Source organism: Winogradskyella poriferorum, from assembly GCF_036553625.1.
Lineage (GTDB): Bacteria > Bacteroidota > Bacteroidia > Flavobacteriales > Flavobacteriaceae > Winogradskyella > Winogradskyella poriferorum.
Genome location: NZ_JAZHOU010000003.1, coordinates 515,751 through 532,324, shown reverse-complemented (window position 1 = coordinate 532,324; position 16,574 = coordinate 515,751). Strand labels below are relative to the sequence as shown.

18 protein-coding genes are annotated in these 16,574 nt (G+C 32.3%); 9 read left to right on the top strand and 9 right to left on the bottom strand.

Annotated features, from left to right (window positions below):
• The 3 genes from V1468_RS11995 to V1468_RS11985 all read left to right on the top strand — a co-directional run.
• Positions 1-999 (top strand): gliding motility-associated C-terminal domain-containing protein (locus V1468_RS11995; RefSeq protein ID WP_331810471.1); only part of this gene is annotated, 999 nt, incomplete at its 5' end.
• A gap of 11 nt (positions 1,000-1,010) precedes the next feature.
• Complete coding sequence (locus tag V1468_RS11990; protein WP_331810470.1) at positions 1,011-1,946, top strand: PorP/SprF family type IX secretion system membrane protein; 936 nt, start codon at positions 1,011-1,013, stop codon at positions 1,944-1,946.
• 12 nt (positions 1,947-1,958) lie between these two features.
• Positions 1,959-3,860: an OmpA family protein gene (locus V1468_RS11985; RefSeq protein ID WP_331810469.1), complete on the top strand. Its 1,902-nt coding sequence runs from the start codon at positions 1,959-1,961 to the stop codon at positions 3,858-3,860.
• Between the two features lie 735 nt (positions 3,861-4,595).
• Here the strand turns inward: V1468_RS11985 and V1468_RS11980 are convergent.
• Positions 4,596-5,093, bottom strand: coding sequence for a CAP domain-containing protein (locus V1468_RS11980; protein ID WP_331810468.1), 498 nt, complete (start codon positions 5,091-5,093; stop codon positions 4,596-4,598).
• 223 nt (positions 5,094-5,316) lie between these two features.
• Positions 5,317-5,964 carry a pyridoxamine 5'-phosphate oxidase gene (gene pdxH / locus V1468_RS11975; RefSeq protein WP_331810467.1) on the bottom strand — a complete coding sequence of 216 codons (648 nt, stop codon included), beginning with the start codon at positions 5,962-5,964 and terminating at the stop codon, positions 5,317-5,319.
• 86 nt (positions 5,965-6,050) lie between these two features.
• On the opposite strand from pdxH, the gene V1468_RS11970 reads away from it, so the two are divergent.
• The 4 genes from V1468_RS11970 to V1468_RS11955 all read left to right on the top strand — a co-directional run bounded on the left by V1468_RS11970 (position 6,051) and on the right by V1468_RS11955 (position 9,005).
• Complete coding sequence (locus V1468_RS11970) at positions 6,051-6,464, top strand: hypothetical protein (RefSeq protein ID WP_304141402.1); 414 nt, start codon at positions 6,051-6,053, stop codon at positions 6,462-6,464.
• 96 nt (positions 6,465-6,560) lie between these two features.
• Complete coding sequence (locus tag V1468_RS11965; RefSeq protein ID WP_331810466.1) at positions 6,561-7,481, top strand: helix-turn-helix domain-containing protein; 921 nt, start codon at positions 6,561-6,563, stop codon at positions 7,479-7,481.
• Between the two features lie 75 nt (positions 7,482-7,556).
• The gene (locus V1468_RS11960; protein WP_331810465.1) at positions 7,557-8,471 is read left to right on the top strand and encodes an alpha/beta hydrolase; all 915 of its coding nucleotides are present in this window, start codon (positions 7,557-7,559) and stop codon (positions 8,469-8,471) included.
• 39 nt (positions 8,472-8,510) lie between these two features.
• Entirely contained in the window at positions 8,511-9,005 is a 495-nt protein-coding gene (locus V1468_RS11955; protein WP_331810464.1) for a hypothetical protein, read from the top strand.
• Here V1468_RS11955 and V1468_RS11950 read toward each other — a convergent pair.
• From V1468_RS11950 to rpsA, 5 genes are all read right to left on the bottom strand, one after another.
• Positions 8,906-9,829, bottom strand: a complete 924-nt coding sequence (locus V1468_RS11950) for a ribonuclease Z (RefSeq protein ID WP_331810463.1) — start codon at positions 9,827-9,829, stop codon at positions 8,906-8,908. The genes V1468_RS11955 and V1468_RS11950 overlap by 100 nt on opposite strands.
• A gap of 1 nt (position 9,830) precedes the next feature.
• Positions 9,831-10,163: a ribonuclease Z gene (locus V1468_RS11945; RefSeq protein ID WP_331810462.1), complete on the bottom strand. Its 333-nt coding sequence runs from the start codon at positions 10,161-10,163 to the stop codon at positions 9,831-9,833.
• Between the two features lie 3 nt (positions 10,164-10,166).
• A complete protein-coding gene (locus tag V1468_RS11940; RefSeq protein WP_331810461.1) occupies positions 10,167-11,096 on the bottom strand; it encodes an aspartate carbamoyltransferase catalytic subunit in 930 nt (309 codons plus the stop codon).
• A gap of 14 nt (positions 11,097-11,110) precedes the next feature.
• Positions 11,111-11,650 (bottom strand): bifunctional pyr operon transcriptional regulator/uracil phosphoribosyltransferase PyrR, encoded by a 540-nt coding sequence (gene pyrR, locus V1468_RS11935; RefSeq protein WP_331810460.1) that lies wholly within the window; start codon positions 11,648-11,650, stop codon positions 11,111-11,113.
• Between the two features lie 124 nt (positions 11,651-11,774).
• Entirely contained in the window at positions 11,775-13,610 is a 1,836-nt protein-coding gene (gene rpsA / locus V1468_RS11930; protein ID WP_331810459.1) for a 30S ribosomal protein S1, read from the bottom strand.
• A gap of 257 nt (positions 13,611-13,867) precedes the next feature.
• On the opposite strand from rpsA, the gene V1468_RS11925 reads away from it, so the two are divergent.
• Both V1468_RS11925 and V1468_RS11920 read left to right on the top strand, forming a co-directional pair.
• Positions 13,868-14,278, top strand: a complete 411-nt coding sequence (locus tag V1468_RS11925; RefSeq protein ID WP_331810458.1) for a hypothetical protein — start codon at positions 13,868-13,870, stop codon at positions 14,276-14,278.
• 144 nt (positions 14,279-14,422) lie between these two features.
• Complete coding sequence (locus V1468_RS11920) at positions 14,423-14,800, top strand: LysM peptidoglycan-binding domain-containing protein (RefSeq protein ID WP_331810457.1); 378 nt, start codon at positions 14,423-14,425, stop codon at positions 14,798-14,800.
• A 44-nt stretch (positions 14,801-14,844) separates the two neighbouring features.
• On the opposite strand, the gene cmk is transcribed toward V1468_RS11920, so the two are convergent.
• Together cmk and porQ are read right to left on the bottom strand one after the other, a co-directional pair.
• Positions 14,845-15,528, bottom strand: a complete 684-nt coding sequence (gene cmk, locus V1468_RS11915) for a (d)CMP kinase (protein WP_331810456.1) — start codon at positions 15,526-15,528, stop codon at positions 14,845-14,847.
• Positions 15,529-15,538: 10 nt separating this feature from the next.
• Positions 15,539-16,573: a type IX secretion system protein PorQ gene (porQ, locus tag V1468_RS11910; RefSeq protein ID WP_331810455.1), complete on the bottom strand. Its 1,035-nt coding sequence runs from the start codon at positions 16,571-16,573 to the stop codon at positions 15,539-15,541.
• Between the last annotated feature and the right edge of the window lies 1 nt (position 16,574).

Below are 16,574 nucleotides of genomic sequence, written 5' to 3'. Positions count from 1 at the left end.
GTTGAGTGTGATGCAGTTCCTACAGCTGATACCTTAACTGCCAATGACAACTGTGGTGATGCTACGGTAACTTTTGAAGAAGAAATTACAAATGGTGCTTGTATGGGAGACTATATAATAGAACGCACTTGGATTGCTACTGACGCTTGTGGTAATGACGCAATACATATTCAAATTATAACAGTACAGGATACCACGCCTCCAGATTTGGTTAATCCGTTTGATGAAAATATATTGACTTCATGTGACGATATCCCTGAGGTGCCTGAATTAGTTTTTGAAGATAGTTGCTCTAATAATATTAGTGTTTCATTTAATGAAGCATCAACTCAAACAAATGACTTTGAAGATTATTCAATTATAAGAACTTGGACTGTAACAGATGATTGTGGTAATGTTGCAGAGTTCACGCAAAACATCACTGTAGAAATTAGCAACGTTATTAATGCCTTTGATGCTAATCGCTGTGTACTAGATTCAGAATTTGATTTATTCGATTTACTATCTGGAGATTTTAGTATGGATGGTACGTGGAGTGTTGTGTCTGGTGACGCTACAATAGATGGAAGTTTATTCGATCCATCAACAGTAGAAGTTGGTATATATACCTTTATATATTCAATTACTGATGGACCTTGCCCTACCGAAGTAGAGGTTAATGTAACTATTGATGATGATTGTGTTGTTTTACCATGTGGTGCTGAAGATGTTGTTATATCAAAAACTGTAACAGCAAATGGTGATAGTTATAATGAATTCTTTACTATAACTGGTGTAGAAGATTGTGGATTTGTAATTGAATTACAGATATTCAATCGTTGGGGAGCTGAAATTTACAAGAATAATAATTATCAAAATGATTGGAATGGCGATGCTCATGGCTCGTCTGTAGGAAACTCTGGAAAAGTCCCAACCGGAACTTACTACTATGTTATTAATTTAAAAAATAGTGGATTGAAACCTTTTGCAGGTCCTATCTACGTTGCAACTGATAAATAAACTTAACCGAGATGAAGTTATCTAAATCATTAAGTATTGTAATATTTATATTAGGTGTCTCTACTGCATTTGCACAGCAGTTACCTCAATTTACACAATACATGTTTAACACCATTTCTATTAACCCTGCTTATGCTGGTAGTAGAGAAACATTTAGCGCTGTTGGCTTACATAGAAGTCAATGGGTTGGATTAGAAGGTGGGCCAGAAACCCAAACCTTATCTATTCATACTCCGTTAAGGAATGAAAAGATTGGTTTAGGTTTATCATTCATAAATGATAAATTAGGTTATGAAAACTTTTCATACATCTATGGAGATTTTTCATATACCATTCAAACTGGTGTAAATTCTAAATTAGCTTTTGGTATTAAAGGTGGTTTTACACATTACAATTTAGACGAGGAACTATTAAATGATCCTTCAGTCGTTAATGATCCTTTCTTTAATGAGATTTCTAATAGATGGAGCCCTAATGTTGGTGCTGGCTTATACTGGCACTCTCAACGTTGGTATGTTGGGCTTTCGGCACCTAGAATTTTAAATACAGACTATAATAATGGACGTCAAGGTCAATTAGACTATATCGCTTTAGAACGTGTAAGTTATTACATTACTGGTGGCTACGTGTTTGATTTAAGTGAGACAACAAAATTAAAACCTTCTGTTTTACTTAAAGCTACTAATGGAGCACCCTTATCATTTGATATTTCTGCCAACTTCCTATTCAATGAAACTTTTTGGATTGGTGGAGGTTACAGAATCAACGAAAATGCAGCTGCTATTGGTGGTATTGCAGATTTTCAGGTTTCAAAACAATTACGAATTGGTTATGCCTATGAATACCCTATTTCTGACATAAGACCATATACAAGTGGAACACACGAAGTTTTATTGATGTTTGAAGTATTTAAAAGTAAACGTATAAAATCTCCTAGATACTTCTAAAAGAATCGCATTATGAAAACAAGAATATTAATTCTAGCACTTATTTTTAGCTGTTCGTTATCGTATGCACAAACGAAGTTGGCTGATAAATTCTTTGATAATTACGGTTATATCAAGGCAATTGAGCTTTATGAAAAAGCTGTTGAAGATGGAGAAAACAGTGCACACGTACTAACACGTCTAGGTGATGCCTATTATAACAATTCTAATTCAGAAAAAGCAGCTTATTGGTATGGCGAAGCCTTAAAAGAACACAAAAAAATAGATGCCGAATATTTATACAAATACATTCAGTCACTTAGAAGTATCGGTAACTATGAGGAAGCAGACAAATGGTTTAAAGAGCTTAGTGCTGCTCAACAAGGTGATAGTAGACTTAAAGGCTATAATCCTGATGAAGTAGATTTATATGCTAAATTAACGTCTAAAAATGATGTCGTTGTAAAAGTTGAAAACTTAGACTTTAATTCTGAAAACTCAGATTTTGGATCATATATTTCTAATGATAAACTCTATTTTGCCTCTTCAAGAGATGGTGATGGTAAAATATACAATTGGAATAAAGAGCCGTTTTTAGATTTATATGAAGTTGCTTTGTCTAATAACAATGGTGTTGTAACCTACGGATCTACAATTGAGCTTTCTGAAAATATTAATACAGAATATCATGAAGCATCTGTAGCTATAACTAATGATGGTAAAACGATGTATTTTACCAGAGATAATGTTAACAAACGTAATCGTATTAAATACGACAAGAAGGGAACTACACATTTAAAACTTTATAAAGCTACCTTGTTAAATGATGAATGGACTAACGTAACTGAGTTACCTTTCAATGATGAAGTTTTTTCCACTGGTCACCCAGCATTGAGTCCAGATAACAAAACATTATATTTTGTATCTGATCGCGAAGGTGGTTTAGGCCAATCTGATATTTATTCCGTTTCAATAAATGAAGATGGCACTTATGGAACACCAGAAAATTTAGGAGAAAAAGTTAATACTGAAGGGCGAGAAATGTTTCCATATGTAGCTAAAGATAGTACGCTTTACTTTTCTTCTGATGGCCACTTAAACCTAGGACTTTTAGATATTTTTAAATCAGATGTTTTAAAAGGTCTACGTAACGACCCAGAAAATATGGGATCGCCATACAACAGTGGTTACGATGACTTTGCATTCTTTATAAATTCTGAAACAGAACAAGGTTACTTCTCTTCTAATCGACCAGGAGGTAAAGGAAGTGACGACATCTACAGCTTTAATGCTAAAGAGTGTAAAGAAGTAATTACTGGTATTGCCAGAGACAGTAAAACTAATATTATTCTATCTGGTGTTACCGTTCGTTTAATTGACGAAACAGGCAAGGTAGTAGAAGAAATCTTTACTAAAGATGGTAGCGAATATACATTTACTATAGATTGCAACAAAACATACACTATAGTTGGTAGTAAGCCAGATTATAAAGACGATCAGAAAACTATAACTACAACTACAGAAGATGAAAAAGTCAATACTGTAGATTTAAGTTTAGAACCTTTAATTGTTGACAATCAAATTGTGATTAACCCAATATTCTTTGATTTTGATAAATGGAATATTAGAACAGACGCACAATATGAATTAGAGAATATTGTAGATGTAATGCGCAAGCATCCTACAATGATCATAAAAATTGAATCTCATACAGATAGTCGTGGTGGTGACAGATATAACATGAAACTATCTGATAGACGTGCAAAAGCCACAAGAGATTATATAATCTCTAGAGGTATTGATGCCTCAAGAATTGAAAGTGCTATTGGCTACGGAGAGTCTCAACTGCTTAACAAATGCTCTAATGGTGTAAAATGTACAGAAGAAGAGCACCAATTAAATAGACGTTCTTACTTCTATATTGTAAACGAATAATTTTACCCTCAAAATTATAACTAAAAAGCAAGCTCATTTGGGCTTGCTTTTTTTATTTTAGTGCTAAAAGTAAGATGAATATATCTGTTTTTAACAATAAGCTTTTTCAGCTATTATTTGTATTTACTGTATTATAAATTGCGAGTCTAACGCTCATAAGAACGATTCCTCGAAAAAGCCTGGTAAAAAAGTAACGATTGATACTCTTGATGCAATAAAAGAACAGGAGGTTATTCTACCTAAAGGAAATCAGATAATTGATAACAGTGAAAAACTTTATAATCTAAAATGGAAAAATGGGTATATACTCAATGCAATAAATATATCAGAATGTGATAACTCTAACACTGATGAAGACCTGTTTAAATTCGATAAAAATATAGCGAGTATTAACCTTCACTAATGATTCTTTTACAATTAATTTTAAAACTGTTGAAAATTGTTGTTCTGAATTTTTGTGTGAAGCTGAAATTATTAATAATGCTACATTAAACATAATCTATAATGCTTACGGATCTCATTGCTTTTGCAACTGCTTATTTGATATGAGTTTTAAATTCAGTTACAACAATAGATTAGATGACATCAAAGTTGAAAGAACTAATATTGAAAGTATCATATTAAATAACAATTTGAATTCTAAAATCAAATTTGAGAACATAGTGAAAGTAAAATAAAAAAAGCCACAACTATTGTCATGGCTCTTAGGGGCTATTAATCAACTTTTATTGCGGTCTAACGCTTAATAAAGATATTAGTAAAGTACCATTTACCTTCATTGTTTTTTTCGGCAGAGATATCAAAATCTGTATAATTGCCTTCTATATTTTCTCTATGGCTTGGACTGTTTAACCAAGCGTTTACTACAGACTCAGCAGAACTAAATCCATAAGCAACATTTTCTGATACTATATTAGCATTCGCATTCAACTGTAAGCTTTGTTTTCTTTGAAAAAAGTTGTCATGCGAAACATTATCTACTTCAACCATGTAATCTGTATGCGTGTAAGCTACAGCTTTTACTGTACTATGGTCATTTAATGCATTTAAACCTTGGTTGATTCTATGAGCATTAATAAGCTCCATAATTTCAATTTCTATTTGCTTAGCCTGAGGTGCCTCAAGTACATCAATAGAACTAATTTGGTCCTCAGCAGCATTATCTGTAGAACAAGATGTAAAGCCTAAGAGGGCAACGATAGCCAATAATGGCAATAGCTTTTTAGCTTTCATAAGTAGGTTAGTTTAGGATTTAGATTTGGGATCTAAATTGTTTAACTTAAAACGATTAATTATAGTTTGGGGCAAATAATAAATCGCTATTTCAGTCGACAATTTACATTAAATATCGACAGACAACACTAAAAAGTATAATTTTTGGATGAAATGCATTTTTTTGTAAGAAAAAGAATAATTGTTGTCAGTAAAAATGTATTTCATCGATATTTAAAAACATCTAAGGAGATAAGCGTTCAATTTTCCAATTATAATCTTCAAGAAGTTTGTAACGTATTCTATCATGTAATCTATTAGGTCTCCCTTGCCAGAATTCCATTTCAACAGGCCCTACGATATAACCTCCCCAATATTTTGGTCGTTCTATATCTTTTCCCTCATAGGCCAATTCTAAAGCTTTTAATTCTTCTTCAAGAACAGCTCTGTTTTTAATCACTTCACTCTGGTTAGATACTATTGCTCCTAGTTGACTTCCTCTTGGACGCGATTCAAAATAACCATCGCTCATATTTTCGGCTATTCTTTCGGCTTTCCCTTTAATTATTACTTGTCGCTCTGCTGCATGCCAAAAAAATGACAAACAAACATTTGGGTTAGCTTCAATAGCCTTTCCTTTTTCGCTATTATAATTAGTATAGAATACAAACCCTTCAAACGTATATTTTTTTAATAGCACTACTCTACTCTTTGGATAGCCATCTAATCCAATAGTAGATATCGTCATAGCATTTGCTTCATCTATATTAAAATGATTATCAACTTCTACAAACCAATCTCTAAATAATTCAATAGGATTATCCGAGACATTGCTTAGTAATAATTCGCCTTTTTCGTATGATTTTCTGTAATTGCTTAAGTCTTTTTCCATAGTTTCACGAAGTTAAATCAATATTTTGTTTCTATCAAAAAAAGTGTAGCTTTGGATACCCTTAATTAAACAACAACCCTAACAGCATGTATTTTGAAGATTCAAATTTTTCAAAACAACTGAAGTACAAAAAAGTTTCACTAGACTTTGGTACTTATTATCTATTAGATGATTTTTTTATTATTGAAATGAATGAAGGTGAGCACTTTAACTGGGATAAATTAAACATTCTTTTAGACTCACTTAGAGATTATTATGGAAAGCATAAAACACTTGCCTATATTGCTAACCGAGTAAATTCTTATTCTATAGACCCAGTGCTTTGGTCTTATTTTGATAAGGATGACAGCATACTTGTAGCTGCTTCTATAGTTAGTTATAGAGATTCTACTTACCTAAACGCAAATATTGAAAAGCAAATGGCTAAAATCCCATTAAAAAGGGCACATAGCTTAGGTGAAGCTATAAATTGGGCACAGAGACTTGAAGAGTTTAACTAAACGTTAAAATTTTCATTTCACTTGCTTTTTTGACTTAAAAATCTTATACTTATAATAAGTTTTCCCCTACTTAATGTCTTTTTAATCAACAGTATAATGGATCATTTTAGAACCATAGAAGCATATTGTAAGGGGATTGGTATATCTAAACCTAAGCACTCTGAATTTGATATCAGAAGGTTTAAGGATAATATGAAAACCATTAACCTTAAACAACCTCCTTTTAGGCATGAGTTTTATGGTATCGCCATAAAAGTAGCTGGTGGTGGTAAGGCTGTCTCTGGTCATCATACAGATTTCCCTAAAGGATATACCATATTCTTTAATTCTCCATTTCAGATACTTTATTGGGATATTTTACCAGATTGGGAAGGCTATTATATTCTCTTTAATCAAGATTTTATATCAAATTCGCCTGCTTTACACAATATTTTAAATCGATTTCCTTTTTTGAAAATAGAAAAAGATATTCCGTTAGAAATTGAACAAAACCAAGTTGACGAAGTAATGGGAATATATGACAATATTTATGAGGAATACCATAGTAATCATGATGATAAATTTCAGATTATAGAATCTAATGTCTTGTTATTATTAAATTATATTAAACGGTACTTCAAAAAAGTAGATGAGTCATTAAACGTTTCAGAAGAGGTTAGAAAAACTGACTTGAAAATACTAGGAAGGTTTCAATCGTTAATTGAAACTTCCTTTTATATAAATAAAGAGTCTAGTTTTAATTCAAAATTACACTCTACATCATATTATGCAGATCGATTAAATATTCATCCTAATCATTTAAATAGAATTATAAAGCAAATCACAGGACAGACCGCAAAACAATTAATACAAGTACAGGTTCTTAATTTAGCAAAATCTAGATTAATTAACACCAATCTAAGCATAAAGGAAATAGCATATTCGCTTCATTATGAGTCGCCTAATAATTTTAGTGCGTTCTTTAAAAGATTAGCTAAAAAAACACCAAACAACTATAGAAAAGAATATAATATTTGATTTCTATACTTTATTATTTGTTTTTACTTCTTTTAAAAGCTTTGATTAATAGAGCTTTACAAAAAAGAAAAAAACATGTATAAAAAAATTACTTTTAATAGTAATGGCCTTAAGCTAAAAGGCAACCTTTTTTACCCCAAAGACTTCGATGCAACCAAAAAATACTCAGCTATCATTGTTTCTGGTAGTTGGACAACAGTAAAAGAGCAAATGGCAGGTCTCTATGCCTCTAAGTTAGCAGAAAAAGGATTCATTGCTTTGGCTTTTGACTTTAGGAATTTTGGTGAAAGCGAAGGAGAACCACGTTTTTTTGAAAGTCCCAAACTTAAAAAAGAAGATATTAAGAGTGCGGTTAGTTATTTGTATAATCATAAATCTATCCATAAAGATAATATAAACCTACTAGGTGTATGTGCTGGTGCTATGTATACATTTTTGGCAGCATCAGAAGATGAGAGAATTTCAACTGTGGTATCGGTAGTTTCATGGCTACATGATAATGAAGCAATAAAATATTTTTATGGTGGAGATGATGGTGTAAAATCTAAAATAAAAGCTGCTAAAAAGGCTAAAATAAAGTATGCTAATACTGGCGAAATAGATTACATCCCAACAATATCAGAAACTGATAAAGATGCAGCGATGTACGGTTCTATTGATTATTATTTAAACCCTAGTAGAGGTAATATTGAAGAATGGAGTAATGACAAATTTGCTGTAGCAAGCTGGGAAGACTGGTTATCTATCAATCCAATGAAGCATGTTCGCAAAGTAAACAAACCTACTTTAATGATTCATTCAGATGGAGCTGTTTTACCGGATAATGCCAAAGAGTTTTATAGCGCTCTACCAGTAAAAGATAAAGAACTTATATGGATAGATACAGATTTAGAAAGTCCATACCATCAATTTGATTTTTACGATCAGGAAACTGAAGTAAACTTAGTGGTAAAGTACGCATGGAAATGGTACCAAAAGAATAAGAGTTAAGCCCCTTAAATGTTAGTTATTAATCTTAAAAAAAGCAATATGAAAATAGAATTAACCCGTTACTACAGAGAAAACAGTTCTCATAAGCTAAAATTATCTTTTGGAACTTTCTATTTATTCAAGAAGTTTTATGTAGCTGAAATTAATGAAGGTGTACATTTAAATTATAATAAACTTAGAGTCATATTTCAAGAAATAACAAATTTCTACGGAAATACTGCCCAAATTGTTTGTGTTGCTAACAGAGTTAACTCATACTCTACAGAACCGGTAGTATTTAATATATTAGATGATGAATTTCCTATATTAAAAGCTTCTGCATTTGTTTCTTATAGTGCAAGTAATCAAAGAGTTGCTACCGTAGAGCAAATTATTATTAAAAATAAAGTTATAAAGTTTACGTCCTTACCAGAAGCGCTTTTTTGGGCAACAAATTATACTAAAGATAAAGAAGAAAAATCAAAAGATTTGCCGTCCTTAGCTAATAAAACATTGTCAAATTCCTCAGAAGCCTCGAGAAGAAACCCTTCATAGCCATTATAGCGCGTAGAATAGTGTCCGAGTATTAAAGTTTCTACATTTGCTTTTTTTGCTATAATAGCCGCTTGTCTGGCTGTACTGTGCTTTGTTCGTTCACATAAATTCTCATTTTTGTCTAAAAATGTAGATTCATGATACAATACCGACGCATTATTGATTATAGGAATAATATCTTCGTTATAAGCTGTGTCGCTACAATAGGCATAACTTTTGGGAGGAATTGGATCTTTTGTCACAGATATATTATCTATCAATACTCCATCTTCATTAACAACATCAGCTCCTTGTTTTAATTTTTGGTAATAAGCCCTATCAATATTAGCATTTAAAACGGCACCAATATCGAGTTTTCGTTCATTCTCTTTTTCTCTAAACAAAAAACCATTAGTATAAATTCGATGTTTTAAAGGAATAGTGTAGACCTTAACCTTATCGTCTTCAAAGATTAATTCAGATTCTTTTGAAGTCAACTCATGAAATATTAATGGAAAGTTTGTCCAAGAGTCAGACAGTTTTAACTGAAGAGTTATAATCTCCTTTATACCCTTTGGTCCATAAATATGAAGTTCCGTCTCACGAGTTAATAGACGAAATGTACTTACCAAACCTATTAACCCAAAATAATGATCGCCATGTAAGTGCGAAATAAAGATATGCTTTATCCTATTGAATTTTATTTTATTTCTACGTAATTCTACTTGAGTCCCTTCTCCACAATCTATAAGAAACATGTGGTTTTTAATTTCTAAAACCTGAGACGTAGGATTGGTGTTGGTGCGTGGTGTAGCGCTATGGCAGCCTAGAATGGTGAGTTTCATATCAAAACCCTAAATCACGTTCAATATCTTCCATTTCTATGATATCGTAGGCTTCATGAATGGTTGGAACAACTACAATTTCATCAGGCATTTGATCTAAATCGGCTTTGTCTGATACAATAACAAACGATTTTTTATCACCTCTGTGATTATTGCTAAGTCTTAAGAACTCTATAATATCTTCTAAGCTAATTTTATCTAAACTTGATAAATTAACTATGATATGATAATTTTTGTACTTATCGTAAGCCTGTTCAATATTATTAACTAAAGTTTTCACTGAAGCTTTTTCTTGGGTAATTATAGTAATATTACCATCTCTATCTACAATCATAACTTACTGTTTTATTTTAGAAGCTAATAAATATATTACGGCCATTCTAACAGCTACACCATTCTCTACCTGATCTAAGATTATGGCTTGCTTAGAATCTGCGACATCACTTGTAATCTCTACACCTCTGTTTATTGGTCCTGGGTGCATTATTACAATTTCCTTCTTTAAACTATCTAAAAGTTCTTTATTAACTCCAAATTGCTGTGTATATTCTCTTGTGGTCGGAAAATAACTAATATCCATACGCTCGTTCTGTACTCTAAGCATATTAGCAACATCACACCATTCCAACGCTTTTCTTAGGTTAGTTTCAACTTTAACACCAAGATCTTTTATATACTTAGGTAATAAAGTTTTTGGTCCACAAACCATTACGTTAGCACCTTGTAATTGTAATGCATAAATATTAGAAAGTGCTACTCTACTGTGCAAAATATCTCCGACAATTACAACATTTTTACCTTTTACAGAGCCTAATTTTTCCCTTATGGAATAAGAATCCAACAAAGCTTGTGTAGGATGTTCATGCGCACCATCACCAGCATTAATAATACTTGCATTAACATGTTTAGATAAAAATACGCCTGCACCAGGATTTGGATGTCGCATTACAACCATGTCTACCTTCATAGATAGAATATTGTTAACTGTATCTATTAAGGTTTCACCTTTTTTTACCGAAGATTGTGATGCTGAAAAATTAATAACGTCTGCTGAAAGTCTTTTTTCTGCCAACTCAAATGACAGCTTGGTACGCGTAGAATTTTCAAAAAATAAATTGGCAATAGTAATATCTCTGAGTGAAGGAACTTTTTTAATTGGTCTATTAATAACTTCCTTAAACTGATCTGCAGTTTCAAAAATTAAATCTATATCTTCTTTTGTGAGATATTTTATTCCTAATAAGTGTTTAACACTTAGTTCACTCATTGCTAGTTAATTTTCTATTTATCAATTAAATACACTGCATCTTCTCCTCCATTCTCAATCCAATTCACTTTTACTTTCTGGTTATCTATGGCATCTACTTGTCTACCTCTATAATTAGGCTGAATTGGTAAATGTCTACTAAACCTTCTATCTATTAAAGTGAGTAATTCTATGTTATTTGGTCTTCCAAAAGATTGTATTGCAGTAAGTGCAGATCTTATGCTACGTCCTGTGTAAAGTACATCATCTATGAATACAACGTTTTTATCTTCTACAATAAAATCAATCTCTGTTGTATTTGCTTCAAGAGGTTTATCTCCTCTTCTAAAATCATCTCTAAAAAAAGTAATATCTAGATGTCCTATTTGAATATTCTTAATCTTATAGTCTTCTTTTAGCATTTGTGCTAAACGGTCTGCCAAAAACTTACCTCTTGGTTGAATGCCTATTAAGACAGTTTCCGAGAAATCATCATGATTTTCAATAAGTTGGCAAGCCAATCTATGTAGTATGATGTTGACTTCCTTAGAATTGAGTAATACTTTTTGACTCATGTAGTATCCAAACGTTGTTGGTTAGCAAAGTTAAGGTAAATTATGAGAGTTTCAAACTAATATAACAGCATAAAAAAAGCCTCTCAAAAATTGAGAGGCTTTAAAAAATATATTTAGGAACGAATTACTTCTTTCCGTCCATTTTGTCTTTAAGTGCTTGTAAAGCATCGTTTGCATCGCCTAAAGTTGGTTTAGCTTCTGCCGCTTGTGCTTCTGCTTTCTTAACAGCTTGCTTAACGATTTTAGCTTCTTCTTCTCTAAATACTGCAGTATGAGACGCTACAACTCTTTTGAATTCTTTGTTGAACTCAATGATTTTGAATTCTGCTTCTTCACCTTTAGCAAGCTTAGAACCATCTTCTTTTTCTAAGTGACGTTGTGGTACAAAAGCAACGATATCTTCGTTAAACTCAATTGTAGCACCTTTGTCTACGATCTCAGTAATTGCAGCTGTGTGCGATGTACCAAGAGCAAACTCAGTTTCGTACTTATCCCAAGGGTTTTCTTCTGTTTGTTTGTGACCTAAAGATAATTTACGTCCTTCTACATCTAGTTCTAATACTACAACGTCTAACTTATCGCCAACGTTACAGAACTCTGATGGGTGCTTAATTTTCTTAGTCCAAGATAAATCAGAGATGTAAATTAATCCATCAATACCTTCTTCTAATTCAACAAATACACCGAAGTTAGTAAAGTTACGTACAATACCTGTGTGTCTAGAACCTACAGGATACTTAGACGTAATATCAGTCCATGGATCTGGCGTTAATTGCTTAATACCAAGAGACATTTTTCTGTCTTCTCTATCTAAAGTTAATACCTGTGCTTCAATTTCATCACCTACAGAAACAAAGTCTTGAGCAGAACGTAAGTGCGTAGACCAAGACATTTCACTAACGTGAACTAATCCTTCTACACCATCAGCAACTTCTACAAAAGCACCGTAATCAGCGATAACTACTACTTTACCTTTTACTTTGTCACCAACTTTAAGATCTTCACCTAAAGCTTCCCAAGGATGCTTAGATAATTGCTTAAGACCTAATTGAATTCTAGATTTATTTTCATCAAAATCAAGAATTACAACATTTAATTTCTGATCTAACTCAACAATCTCATTTGGATGGTTGATACGAGACCATGATAAGTCTGTAATGTGAATTAAACCATCTACACCACCTAAATCGATAAACACACCATAAGAAGTAATGTTTTTAACAACACCTTCTAATACTTGTCCTTTTTCTAACTGGCCAATGATTTCTTTCTTTTGCTCCTCTATATCAGCCTCGATAAGTGCTTTATGAGAAACTACTATGTTTTTGAATTCGTGGTTGATCTTAACAACTTTGAATTCCATAGTTTTATTTACGTACTGGTCGTAATCTCTAATTGGCTTAACGTCAATTTGAGAACCTGGTAAGAATGCTTCGATTCCGAAAACGTCAACGATCATACCACCTTTAGTTCTACACTTAACAAAACCGTTAACGATTTCACCAGTTTCGTGAGCTTTATTAACTCTATCCCATGCTTTGATAACACGAGCTTTTCTGTGAGATAATACTAATTGACCTGTAGCATCTTCGCGAACATCAATTAATACCTCTACTTTATCACCAACTTTTAAATCTGGATTGTAACGAAACTCATTAAGAGAAATTACACCTTCAGATTTAGCGTTAATGTCAATAATAGCATCTCTATCAGTGATGTGGATTACTTCACCTTCTACAACCTCGTCATCTAAAGTGTCAACGAAATTTTCGGATACTAATTTTTCAAATTCTGCAAGTTTCTTGTCCTCTACCTGCTCAATTCCTTCTTCGTAATTGTGCCAATCGAACTCTTTTAAGAATTTTTCTGGATTTGCTTGAGCTTCAGAAACTACTGGAGCTTCAACTGTTTTTGCTTCAGTTGCTTCAACCTCAGCTTGTTTTGTTTTGTTTTCAGCCATTGCTGATTAAAAATTTGTATTCTGTATTTTTTGAAAGCTAAGCGGAAAAATCTACAGAAGTTAATTAAAATTTGTTTTGTATAACCTTTTCTACTTTTCCAAGTCCGCTAAAAAGGAGCGCAAAATTAATCATTTTCAATTAATTAACAAACTAAATAACTTATTTAATTAGCCTACAGTTCAATTAACTAAAAGATAATATTCTATTAATCTTACAAATTAATCATTAAACTAATTTTATTTAGAAATTATTTGGAATGCAAAAACTAAGAATGTCACTTTTATTGTTAATCACGATATTAATAACGAGTTGTGATACTGATGACACCAGCACTTCAAATCCTTTAATTAAAACTGGACTTATTGGTGAATGGGAAATTATTGGACGTGGTATTAACAACGTATCATCTTTAGAAGCGCTTTGTTGTGAAACTTTAAGTTTTTCGGATGATGATAATAAAAGAGATTTACACGGTTCATTTGTTTTTGAAGAACATGGTGTTATTACTAATGGTTCTTACACTGTTAATTTAGAAGAAAACACCATCGACTATGCCGCAGAAAACAGTGATACGATTAGCTTAGGATTTATAATCAATAATTTTACCCTAGAAGTTTGGTATTTTGATGATAACAATAGAAATTGGACTACTTATATTAAACAATAAGTAAAAATTATGATTAAAAATGTGACTTAAACACATTTTAGGTGTCTTATAATTGAATACAAATTTGATGCTTTAAAAATCAATATTTTGGCATTTAAATTGGTATATTTACAATACTATTAATACTTAAAAATTAAAACAATCATGGTTAAAGCAAAATACCAAGACGTTCTAGACTTAGGGGAACAATTAAACATTCAAGATGGTAAAGTTGAAGTAGAAAACGGTCAACTTAAAGTTTGGGGAACAGCAGCAACTCAATATGAGAAAAACTTACTTTGGGATAAGATAAAAGAAATCGGTGGCGATGAGCCTTCTGATATTATGGCAGATATTAAAGTTGCTGATGAATCAGTTTATGCAAGACATACTGTAAAATCTGGTGAAACTTTAGGTAAAATTGCGAAGCACTACTATGGTGATGCAATGAAGTACAAAGAAATTTTTGAAGCGAATACTAATATTCTTAAAAATCCGGATTTAATTCATCCAGATCAAGAATTAGTAATTCCTAATCTATAATCTAGATATATATAATAAAAAAAGCGACCGATTGGTCGCTTTTTTTATGCTTTAGATGCTGCTAATTCTAAAAGTGTTTTTAATTGCTCTTCTATAGTTAAATCTGAATTATCAATCTCAATAGCATCATCTGCTTTCACTAAAGGTGAGTCTTCTCTTGTAGAATCAATTCGATCTCTTGTAGTTACATTTTCTAAAACCTCGTCATAACTAAGATTATGACCTCGCTCTAAAAGTTCTTTATAACGTCTTTGAGCTCTGGTTTCAGCAGAAGCTGTCATAAATATTTTTAACTCAGCATCTGGAAATACCACTGTACCAATATCTCTACCGTCCATTACGATGCCTTTGTCTTTACCCATTAACTGTTGTTGTTCTACCAGTTTTTGACGCACTTCAGAAATTGTTGCTACGGGACTTACATATTTTGAGACTTCTAGAGTTCTAATCTGCTTCTCAATGTTTTCACCATTTAAGTATACTTCGGCAAATCCTAACACTTCATTAAACTTAAAGGTTATATGTATTTCATTGAGTCGTTCAATTAGTTTTTCAGAGTGAAAGAAGTCTTTTCCTATCAATTCATTTTTCATAGCAAAATAAGTCACTGCCCTGTACATAGCTCCAGTATCAACATAAATATAGTTGAGTTGTTTTGCTAATTGTTTTGCAATTGTACTCTTACCTGTTGAAGAAAATCCATCTATAGCTATGACTATTTTACTCATATATGTTTTATTATCGTCTTCGTCTTCCGTCTAAATCTATTTGAAGTCCAAAAAAGCTAGTGTTAGACGCACTTGTGTATCTTGCATGTGTATAGCTAAATCTCATAGAGTTTAATCGAATACCCACACCAACTGACAAACCTGAAAAATTTCTTTGATCTACAATTCTTAATTCTTCTGAACGTCTAAAGTTATAACCAAATCTTAAATTGAATCCTCGTTCTGGCCATAACTCTGCTCCCAAAATTAAATGACGTAAAGCATTATTGAAAAATCCGACTTTTTCTTGGGTTTGATTACCATCTAAATCAGTCGTAGCTCTAGCAGGATTAGAAACACCTATTGGCCATTCTTGCAAATTCTCCATTGTTAGATGCCATCTAATAGGAACATTCTCTAGTGTTTGAGACATTCCAAAATTCACTTCAAATGGTAAAGGTTCATTTTGGCCAGCATACGTTGTAAACTGAGTACCCAAATTTCTTACGGTTAATGCAGCATGAAAATCTAACTTTTCATTGATGTACATGATACCCAAATCTACTGCTCCACCAACCGAATTATATTGCTCCAATAATGACGTAATAATCTTCACATTTGCTCCTACATAAAAATCCGTGAATGGAATGTTGTAGTTATAACCTGCCGAAATAGCTGCTTCGTTTCCACTAAAAGTTCCTGTGGAATTACCATTAACATCATATCCATCAAACGTTCCGTAGTTGATATATGTTACACCAAAATGAAATGTTTGCACATGTCTGTCCCAAGTATACGCATATGCAGCCGAACCATATGTGATACCACCTAGATAACTAGATACATTTACGGCTAGTTGATTGTGCATTTGATAGTTTAATGATGCAGGATTATACAAGGCTTCCGTAACATCATGATCAAAGTTGGTAATAATTTTACCACCTAATGCAGCTTGTCTTGGTGATGACACAAGGTTGAGAAATTGATAAGTAGATTCGCCACCCAATTGAGCAAACAATGGTAACGCTAAAAGCATAAAACAGAATTGGGCAACCCTCTTTATCATA

Excerpts from the sequence above, each read along its gene's own strand:
- cmk (WP_331810456.1), bottom strand. The coding sequence starts at position 15,528 with ATGAGTAAAATAGTCATAGCTATAGATGGATTTTCTTCAACAGGTAAG.
- V1468_RS11925 (WP_331810458.1), top strand. The coding sequence starts at position 13,868 with ATGCAAAAACTAAGAATGTCACTTTTATTGTTAATCACGATATTAATA.
- V1468_RS11920 (WP_331810457.1), top strand. The coding sequence starts at position 14,423 with ATGGTTAAAGCAAAATACCAAGACGTTCTAGACTTAGGGGAACAATTA.
- pdxH (WP_331810467.1), bottom strand. The coding sequence starts at position 5,964 with ATGGAAAAAGACTTAAGCAATTACAGAAAATCATACGAAAAAGGCGAA.
- V1468_RS11960 (WP_331810465.1), top strand. The coding sequence starts at position 7,557 with ATGTATAAAAAAATTACTTTTAATAGTAATGGCCTTAAGCTAAAAGGC.
- rpsA (WP_331810459.1), bottom strand. The coding sequence starts at position 13,610 with ATGGCTGAAAACAAAACAAAACAAGCTGAGGTTGAAGCAACTGAAGCA.
- V1468_RS11955 (WP_331810464.1), top strand. The coding sequence starts at position 8,511 with ATGAAAATAGAATTAACCCGTTACTACAGAGAAAACAGTTCTCATAAG.
- pyrR (WP_331810460.1), bottom strand. The coding sequence starts at position 11,650 with ATGAGTCAAAAAGTATTACTCAATTCTAAGGAAGTCAACATCATACTA.
- V1468_RS11980 (WP_331810468.1), bottom strand. The coding sequence starts at position 5,093 with ATGAAAGCTAAAAAGCTATTGCCATTATTGGCTATCGTTGCCCTCTTA.
- V1468_RS11985 (WP_331810469.1), top strand. The coding sequence starts at position 1,959 with ATGAAAACAAGAATATTAATTCTAGCACTTATTTTTAGCTGTTCGTTA.
- V1468_RS11965 (WP_331810466.1), top strand. The coding sequence starts at position 6,561 with ATGGATCATTTTAGAACCATAGAAGCATATTGTAAGGGGATTGGTATA.
- porQ (WP_331810455.1), bottom strand. The coding sequence starts at position 16,573 with ATGATAAAGAGGGTTGCCCAATTCTGTTTTATGCTTTTAGCGTTACCA.
- V1468_RS11945 (WP_331810462.1), bottom strand. The coding sequence starts at position 10,163 with ATGATTGTAGATAGAGATGGTAATATTACTATAATTACCCAAGAAAAA.
- V1468_RS11990 (WP_331810470.1), top strand. The coding sequence starts at position 1,011 with ATGAAGTTATCTAAATCATTAAGTATTGTAATATTTATATTAGGTGTC.
- V1468_RS11970 (WP_304141402.1), top strand. The coding sequence starts at position 6,051 with ATGTATTTTGAAGATTCAAATTTTTCAAAACAACTGAAGTACAAAAAA.
- V1468_RS11950 (WP_331810463.1), bottom strand. The coding sequence starts at position 9,829 with ATGAAACTCACCATTCTAGGCTGCCATAGCGCTACACCACGCACCAAC.
- V1468_RS11940 (WP_331810461.1), bottom strand. The coding sequence starts at position 11,096 with ATGAGTGAACTAAGTGTTAAACACTTATTAGGAATAAAATATCTCACA.